Here is a 7,352-nt window from a genome sequence, read left to right on the forward strand (position 1 = left end):
CGACTTCCGAGAAGATGGTCTAAATGAAACCATAGTTACGCAGTGGGCTGATGTTGTCGGTTGGGAAACCTTATTTAACAAACGCAGCACCAGTTTTCGTGGTTTGACTGATGCTGAAAAAACGGATATCACTCAAGACAAAGCCATAGCATTAATGGTGCAACATCCAACATTGATTAAGCGCCCGGTTCTGGTCAACAACGATAAATTACTGGTTGGTTTTAACCTAGCTCAATACCAAGCGTGGTTCGCATAATGAATAATGATGTAGTTGAATTAGCAAAAGATCTGATATCACGCCCATCGGTAACACCATTGGATGAGGGTTGCCAAACCTTAATGGCCAATCGCCTTGCCGCTGTTGGGTTTAATATTGAACCGATGGTTTTTGAAGACACCACCAATATGTGGGCAAGACGCGGTAACAGTGATCCGGTTTTCTGCTTTGCAGGTCATACCGATGTGGTGCCTACTGGCGATCTTAACCGTTGGCATACTCCTCCGTTTGAACCGACCATTATTGATAACTATTTACATGGTCGCGGCGCGGCAGACATGAAAGGATCGTTAGCCGCGATGATTATAGCGACCGAACGATTTGTTGCTAAACATCCAGACCACAATGGCTCTATTGCTTATTTAATTACCAGTGACGAAGAAGGTCCATTTATAAACGGCACCACGCGGGTTATTGATACGCTCGAAGCTCGTAATGAAAAAATGACATGGGCGCTAGTTGGCGAACCTTCTTCAACTCATAAATTAGGTGATGTCGTCAAAAATGGTCGTCGTGGCAGCTTGACTGGCAACTTAACCGTTAACGGAATTCAAGGCCATGTTGCCTATCCACACTTAGCCGACAACCCTATTCATAAAGCGGTTCCAGCACTAACTGAACTCGCACAAATGCATTGGGATAATGGTAATGAGTTTTTCCCACCGACCAGTTTCCAAATTGCTAACATTAATGGCGGTACTGGTGCATCGAATGTTATCCCCGGTGAATTAACCGTGATGTTTAACTTCCGTTACTCTACCGAAGTGACCGCAGAAGAATTGATCCTGCGGGTGGTGAGTATTCTTGATGCTCATGGCTTAGATTATGATATCAACTGGATTTTTAATGGTTTACCGTTCTTAACGGGTGACGGTCCACTGCTTGATGCCACACGAGAAGCGATTCACGAAGTCACAGGTTATGAAACCGACCCACAAACTTCAGGTGGTACCTCAGATGGTCGCTTTATCGCACCAACTGGCGCACAAGTGTTGGAGTTAGGCCCAGTCAACGCGACAATTCATAAAGTGAATGAATGCGTCAACGTAGCCGACTTAGAAATATTAGCTAATTGCTATGAACGCATTTTGGAAAAGCTATTGTGCAAATAAGCTCACTGCTTTGTTCGATTGATATCCCTAGCGAGCAAGCTAAATTATACGGTTTAGACAGTCGACATTTAGTTTCAATCGGACAGTTTTTGCTTGAACAACGCACTGCAACTGCATTTATGCAGTTGCAGAACGCGGCATCTGCTGCGGGGTTTAATGTACAAATATGTTCTGCATATAGACCATTTGATCGTCAATTAAGTATTTGGAACGCCAAAGCCACAGGTCAGCGACCATTACTCGACCAAGACTCAAATCCAGTTAAGTTTACGTCACTCACGCCACAACAACTGATTGATACCATTTTGATATGGTCTGCACTCCCTGGCGCATCTCGGCATCATTGGGGCACCGATTTCGATATATATGATGCGAATAACATTAGCAAACAAGCACTGCAGTTAATCACTGCAGAATATACAGCCGATGGCCCTTGTGCTCATCTACATCAATGGCTTATCTCGCATGCTACTGAGTTTGGATTTTATTTTCCCTATCAGCCGGATTTAAGTGGTGTTAGTCCTGAGCCATGGCACATGAGCTATTTTCCTGTCGCTAATGAGTTGTTGGAGCAATTTAGCGCTGATGAATTTGCAAAAGTGTTGTCTGCGGCAGAAATATCGTTAAAATCACCCTTAATTGAACGGCTAACAGAGTTAGTTAATCATTATGTTTTCTTTGTTGCGCCCTCTCCGGCTTAGTGTCTGCGCGCATTTCCTCTTTAAATGAGTCTGTTATGTCCACTTTACTGCATCACATAAAAATTGATAATCAACCACTGTATTACTTGGATGAAGGGCATGGACCTGTTGTTATCTTTTGTCATGGCTTACTCACCAATAGCACGATGTGGCGATCGCAAATTGACCAACTGTCATCACAGTATCGATGCATCGCCATCGACTTTTGGGGTCATGGTAAAACCACCACTATCCCTGAATCTGTTGAAAATTTACAAGATGTGGCTCAACACGTATTAACGTTAATGGATAAGCTTGAAATCAACTCTGCCGCCATCGTAGGTCATGGTAGTGGCGGCGCAATTGCAGCTGAACTTATTTTACATGCACCGGCTCGTATTAATGGCTTGGTGATGTTAAACAGTTTTGTGGGGTTTGAACCGCAAGTTAATTGCGTTAAATACCAAGGGTTAATGGCTCAAGTTGCCAACGAACAAGCAATATCAGCCGACCTTGCACAAACCATTAGCACGTTATTTTTTAGTAAAGATATTGAGCAATTGATCAGTCTAGACCCTAATCTGGCGACAAGAGTTACACAGTTTAACGCTGAATTAACGTCTTACTCTAGCGCACAACTTAGTGCGTTACTGAAGTTTGCCAATATGGCCATATTCAAACGAGACACACTCGAATCGGTTGAGTTATTAACATTACCGACTTTAGTGGCGGTAGGATTAAGTGGTTATTTGCGTACTGCACTAGAAAGTTATTTAATGCATGACTGTATTGATGGCAGTCAATTATTGCACATTGAACAAGCTGGTCATTTAGCTAACATCGAAAAACCAGCCATTTTTAATCAGCATCTTGTTGATTTTTTGAGTAAAGTTAATTTTAATTAATCACCTCAATGGATAGACCAGATCCGTCAACATTGCTGATATACTCATTACAAAATGACATATTACCTGTAATACCTTACCGGTAAAAAACGACCTAATTCGAGCGCTCATGAAACTTCTTAAACCATTATTTGATAATAATCGCCGTTGGGCTGAACGGATCAACAAAGAAGATCCTACCTTTTTTGCGCAGCTGGCAAAACAACAAAACCCAGAATATTTATGGATTGGTTGCTCAGATAGCCGAGTGCCTTCTAATCAGATTATCGACTTATTACCCGGTGAAGTGTTTGTTCACCGTAACATCGCTAATATGGTCATTCACACAGATTTAAATTGTTTATCAGTGCTGCAATATGCTGTTGATGTGCTAAAAGTAAAGCACATCATGGTCGTTGGGCATTATGGCTGTGGTGGTGTTCGTGCAGCAATGAATAAAGAGCGATTGGGCTTGATTGACAATTGGCTCGGACATTTACGCGACATTTATCGTATTCACGAGGAGGCTCTTGAATCGATGAGTGAACAAGCACGTTTTGATCGCCTATGTGAGCTTAATGTAATGGAACAAGTGTCAAATGTTGTGTCGACCAACATAGTTCAAGAAGCATGGGATCGTGGTCAAGATGTAGCAATACATGGTTGGATTTACGGAATTAATAACGGATTACTCACAGATTTAGACGTGACAATTGACCGTCTTCATGGCCGCAATTTAGCATAACCTTGCCTTCTATCTCCATTTACACTTTTAATAGGCCTGTTATTTAGCAGGCCTTTGTTTATTGTTATTAAAAATATGCAATAAAAGTCGCGAACCACCACTGAAGAACGTTATAATCATCCAGTTTATTTAGCGCTACTATGCGCAGAATTTTTAGGAGATGATTTCCATGCCTGGTTTTGAATTATTTGGTCCTGAAGAAAAGCAGGAAGTTGCTGACGTAATGGAGAACGGTTTTACCTTCCGTTATAACTTCGACCATATGCGTAATGATCGCTGGAAAACCCGCGACATGGAGCAACTACTTTGCGAAAAAATGAACGTGAAACACGCTCATTTAGTATCAAGCGGTACTGCTGCATTACAAACTGCAATGGCAGCAGCGGGCATTGGTGCTGGCGATGAAGTCATTGTGCCTCCATTTACCTTTGTAGCCTCTGTTGAAGCCGTGTTTATGGCCGGTGCTGTACCTATTTTTGCTGAAATTGACGAAACATTGTGTTTATCTCCAGAAGGTATTGAAGCTGTAATCACGCCACGTACCAAGGCCATTAACCTTGTTCATATGTGTGGTTCTATGGCCAAGATGGACGAAATCAAAGCAGTGTGTAAAAAGCATAACTTGGTGATTTTAGAAGATGCATGTCAAGCCATCGGTGGCAGTTATAAAGGCCAAGCATTGGGCACTATTGGTGATGTAGGTTGTTACTCATTTGACTCAGTTAAAACCATCACCTGTGGTGAAGGCGGCGCGATTGTCACTAACAACAGCGAAATTTATAACCACTCACACATGTTTTCAGATCACGGCCATGACCATGTTGGTAATGATCGTGGTGCAGAATCACACCCAATTATGGGGTTGAATTTCCGTATTTCAGAAATGAATGCAGCAATGGGTTTAGCACAATTACGTAAGCTTGATAAAATCATTGCTATTCAACGTAAAAATAAGAAAACCATTAAAGATGCAATGGCATCTATTGCTGAAATCACCTTCCGTGAAATTCCTGATCCAGATGGCGATTCTGCAGGCTTCTTAACATTTATGATGCCAACAGAAGAACGCACTCAAGAAATTAATAAAAAGCTGGCTGCCAACAAAGTTGATGGTTGTTTTTACTGGTATGTTAACAACTGGCATTACCTTAAAAATTGGAAACACATCCAAGAACTTAAAGCGCCTGCCGCATTACCTATTATGCTAATCGCTGATCGCCCTGACTACACTAAAGTACTGACACCTAAATCTGACGCTATCATGAGCCGAACGATTTCGATGTTGATCAAGTTGTCTTGGACTGATGAGCAAATTGCTGAACGTATTGAAAATATCAAACGCGCTTTTGCCTAGCATTGATGCCTCTCGGTCAGTGAAGGCTGAGAGCACTTTTTACAGTATTTATCTCAATGGAGACTGTTGTAATGAGTTTTAAAAATTTTAAATGTGTACCAAAAATGATCTTTGGCCGTGGCTCATTTGTGCAACTTGATGTTGTATTAGGTCAAGAACGTCAAAATGCTAACGATTTTGTCGTTTTCCTTGTCGATGATGTACATCAAGGTAAACCGCTAGCTGACCGCGTGCCAACGCAAGCGCACGACCTACTGATTTACGTAAACGTAGATGATGAACCAACAACTGAACAAGTTGATGCGTTAACGGCGCAAGTAAAAGCATTTAACACTAAGTTACCAGTGAGCGTAATCGGTTTAGGCGGCGGTTCAACAATGGACTTAGCCAAAGCTGTATCACTCATGCTCACTAACCCTGGTAGTTCTTCTGAATACCAAGGTTGGGATTTGATTAAAAACCCTGCGATACACCACATTGGTATTCCAACAGTATCTGGCACGGGTGCAGAAGCATCACGTACTGCTGTATTGTGCGGACCAGTTCGTAAGCTAGGTTTGAACTCAGATTACACCGTATTTGATCAAATCATCATGGACTCTGAATTAATTGCAGGGGTTCCGACTGATCAATGGTTCTACACTGGTATGGATTGCTTTATCCATTGTGTAGAATCATTACAAGGCACTTACTTAAACGAGTTTGCTAAAGCATTTGCCGAAAAATCTATGGATTTATGTCGTCAAGTGTTCTTAGACGACCACGCAGAAAAAGACGACAAGTTAATGATGGCGTCTTACATGGGCGGTATGAGCATTGCTTATAGCCAAGTTGGTGCATGTCATGCGGTATCTTACGGTTTAGGTTATGTGTTGGGTTATCATCACGGTATTGGTAACTGTTTAGCCTTTGATGTGCTGGAAGAGTTTTACCCAGAAGGTGTGACTGAATTCCGCAAAATGATGAAAATTCATAACATCACTCTGCCTAAAAATATCTGTAAAGATTTGCCAGATGAAACTATCGCTAAGATGGTTGCCGTTACTAAGAGCATGGGTCCACTTTGGGACAACGTGTACGGTAAAGGCTGGGAAGAGAAAGTTACCGATGAAATGCTGACTAAGTTATTCCGTCGTATATAATAAACGACAGATTAAGTCATAAAGGGCTCTTATGAGCCCTTTTATTTATTGTCTATACCATTGTCACAACCACAAGTAGGTCATATTAATGAAAGTTACTCTATTAATCCCGGCACGTTATGGTTCAAGCCGTTTCCCGGGCAAGCCACTAGCCCCGATTAATGGTAAACCCATGATCCAACACGTTTATGAACGTGCATCATTAGCAAAAGGTCTCGATAGCATCTATGTTGCTACAGATGACGACCGCATTAAAGATGCCGTTGAATCCTTTGGTGGTAAAGTGGTAATGACTAGCCCTGATGCAGCCTCTGGTACCGACCGTATTAATGATGCCATTGCATTGCTTGGTCTTAACGATGACGATTTAGTGATTAATTTACAAGGCGATCAACCGTTGATTGATCCTATCTCAATCGAACAAATCATAAGTCTATTTGAACGTCACCCTGGTGAATTTGAAATGGCGACATTAGGATTTGAAATCGTTGATAAAAGAGAATTAGACGATCCTATGCACGTTAAAATGGTATTTGATAATGACCATAATGCATTGTATTTCTCTCGCTCTCGTATCCCTTTTGGTCGCGATACCAATAACTATCCGGTTTACAAACATTTAGGTGTTTATGCTTACACTAAGCGTTTTGTGAATGCCTTTGCTAAGTTGCCTTTAGGCAGACTTGAAGATCTCGAAAAATTAGAACAGCTACGCGCACTCGAATACGGCCACAAAATTAAAATTGCTATCAGTGCTTTTGATTCTCCAGAAGTCGATACTCCAGAAGATATTCGCAAATGTGAGCTACGTTTAGCCGTCGACTAATAACCAAACACGTATGGTTCTAGCCCTGTTGTCTTAAAAACACGGCTAGAAAATTTCAGCTTAAAAGGAGTTTTCAATGAGTCTTGAAGGTTATGAAGTTTGGCTAATTATTATTTTAGTTATAGGCGTTATTGCAAGTAATATCGCGGTATTGAAATATTCTGCCAAATTTAAAATGCCTCAATTTGGTGAACATAAAGATCAAACGCACACCAAAGGCAAAGAAACTAGTTCACCAGAATCGGAAGATAAACTGACAGCAGCACCTTCAGATGAGAAAGACAAAGACAGCAAAGACAAAACGTTATAATGCTCAATTGACCTATTAATAA

Annotated in this window: 9 protein-coding genes; all 9 read left to right on the plus strand. The window is 41.4% G+C overall.

Features of this window, described 5'->3' with window-relative positions; genetic code table 11:
* The coding region (locus tag CXF78_RS05690; RefSeq protein ID WP_102036231.1) for an ArsC/Spx/MgsR family protein at positions 1-256 on the plus strand (256 nt) is incomplete at its 5' end.
* Entirely contained in the window at positions 256-1,389 is a 1,134-nt protein-coding gene (gene dapE / locus CXF78_RS05695) for a succinyl-diaminopimelate desuccinylase (RefSeq protein ID WP_102036232.1), read from the plus strand. The genes CXF78_RS05690 and dapE, both read left to right, overlap by 1 nt.
* Positions 1,380-2,090: a M15 family metallopeptidase gene (locus tag CXF78_RS05700; RefSeq protein ID WP_257984850.1), complete on the plus strand. Its 711-nt coding sequence runs from the start codon at positions 1,380-1,382 to the stop codon at positions 2,088-2,090. The genes dapE and CXF78_RS05700 overlap by 10 nt, the downstream gene beginning before the upstream one ends.
* A 35-nt stretch (positions 2,091-2,125) precedes the next feature.
* Entirely contained in the window at positions 2,126-2,974 is an 849-nt protein-coding gene (locus tag CXF78_RS05705) for an alpha/beta fold hydrolase (protein WP_102036233.1), read from the plus strand.
* A gap of 109 nt (positions 2,975-3,083) precedes the next feature.
* On the plus strand, positions 3,084-3,698 hold the full coding sequence (gene can / locus CXF78_RS05710; protein ID WP_011637228.1) for a carbonate dehydratase: 615 nt from the start codon (positions 3,084-3,086) through the stop codon (positions 3,696-3,698).
* Positions 3,699-3,867: 169 nt separating this feature from the next.
* Positions 3,868-5,052, plus strand: coding sequence for an 8-amino-3,8-dideoxy-alpha-D-manno-octulosonate transaminase KdnA (gene kdnA, locus CXF78_RS05715; RefSeq protein ID WP_011637227.1), 1,185 nt, complete (start codon positions 3,868-3,870; stop codon positions 5,050-5,052).
* A 71-nt stretch (positions 5,053-5,123) separates the two neighbouring features.
* Positions 5,124-6,194, plus strand: a complete 1,071-nt coding sequence (kdnB, locus tag CXF78_RS05720) for a 3-deoxy-alpha-D-manno-octulosonate 8-oxidase KdnB (RefSeq protein WP_102036234.1) — start codon at positions 5,124-5,126, stop codon at positions 6,192-6,194.
* Positions 6,195-6,282: 88 nt separating this feature from the next.
* A complete protein-coding gene (kdsB, locus tag CXF78_RS05725) occupies positions 6,283-7,020 on the plus strand; it encodes an 8-amino-3,8-dideoxy-manno-octulosonate cytidylyltransferase KdsB (protein ID WP_059745340.1) in 738 nt (245 codons plus the stop codon).
* A gap of 76 nt (positions 7,021-7,096) precedes the next feature.
* Positions 7,097-7,330, plus strand: coding sequence for a DUF2897 family protein (locus tag CXF78_RS05730; RefSeq protein ID WP_011637224.1), 234 nt, complete (start codon positions 7,097-7,099; stop codon positions 7,328-7,330).
* The last annotated feature ends 22 nt before the right edge of the window (positions 7,331-7,352 follow it).

Origin of the sequence: Shewanella sp. 11B5 (assembly GCF_002836795.1) — a bacterium.
Lineage (GTDB): Bacteria > Pseudomonadota > Gammaproteobacteria > Enterobacterales > Shewanellaceae > Shewanella > Shewanella frigidimarina.

Bases quoted from the DNA above. Each gene is read 5' to 3' on its own strand.
- dapE (WP_102036232.1), top strand. From the start codon at position 256: ATGAATAATGATGTAGTTGAATTAGCAAAAGATCTGATATCACGCCCA.
- CXF78_RS05705 (WP_102036233.1), top strand. From the start codon at position 2,126: ATGTCCACTTTACTGCATCACATAAAAATTGATAATCAACCACTGTAT.
- can (WP_011637228.1), top strand. From the start codon at position 3,084: ATGAAACTTCTTAAACCATTATTTGATAATAATCGCCGTTGGGCTGAA.
- kdnA (WP_011637227.1), top strand. From the start codon at position 3,868: ATGCCTGGTTTTGAATTATTTGGTCCTGAAGAAAAGCAGGAAGTTGCT.
- kdnB (WP_102036234.1), top strand. From the start codon at position 5,124: ATGAGTTTTAAAAATTTTAAATGTGTACCAAAAATGATCTTTGGCCGT.
- kdsB (WP_059745340.1), top strand. From the start codon at position 6,283: ATGAAAGTTACTCTATTAATCCCGGCACGTTATGGTTCAAGCCGTTTC.
- CXF78_RS05730 (WP_011637224.1), top strand. From the start codon at position 7,097: ATGAGTCTTGAAGGTTATGAAGTTTGGCTAATTATTATTTTAGTTATA.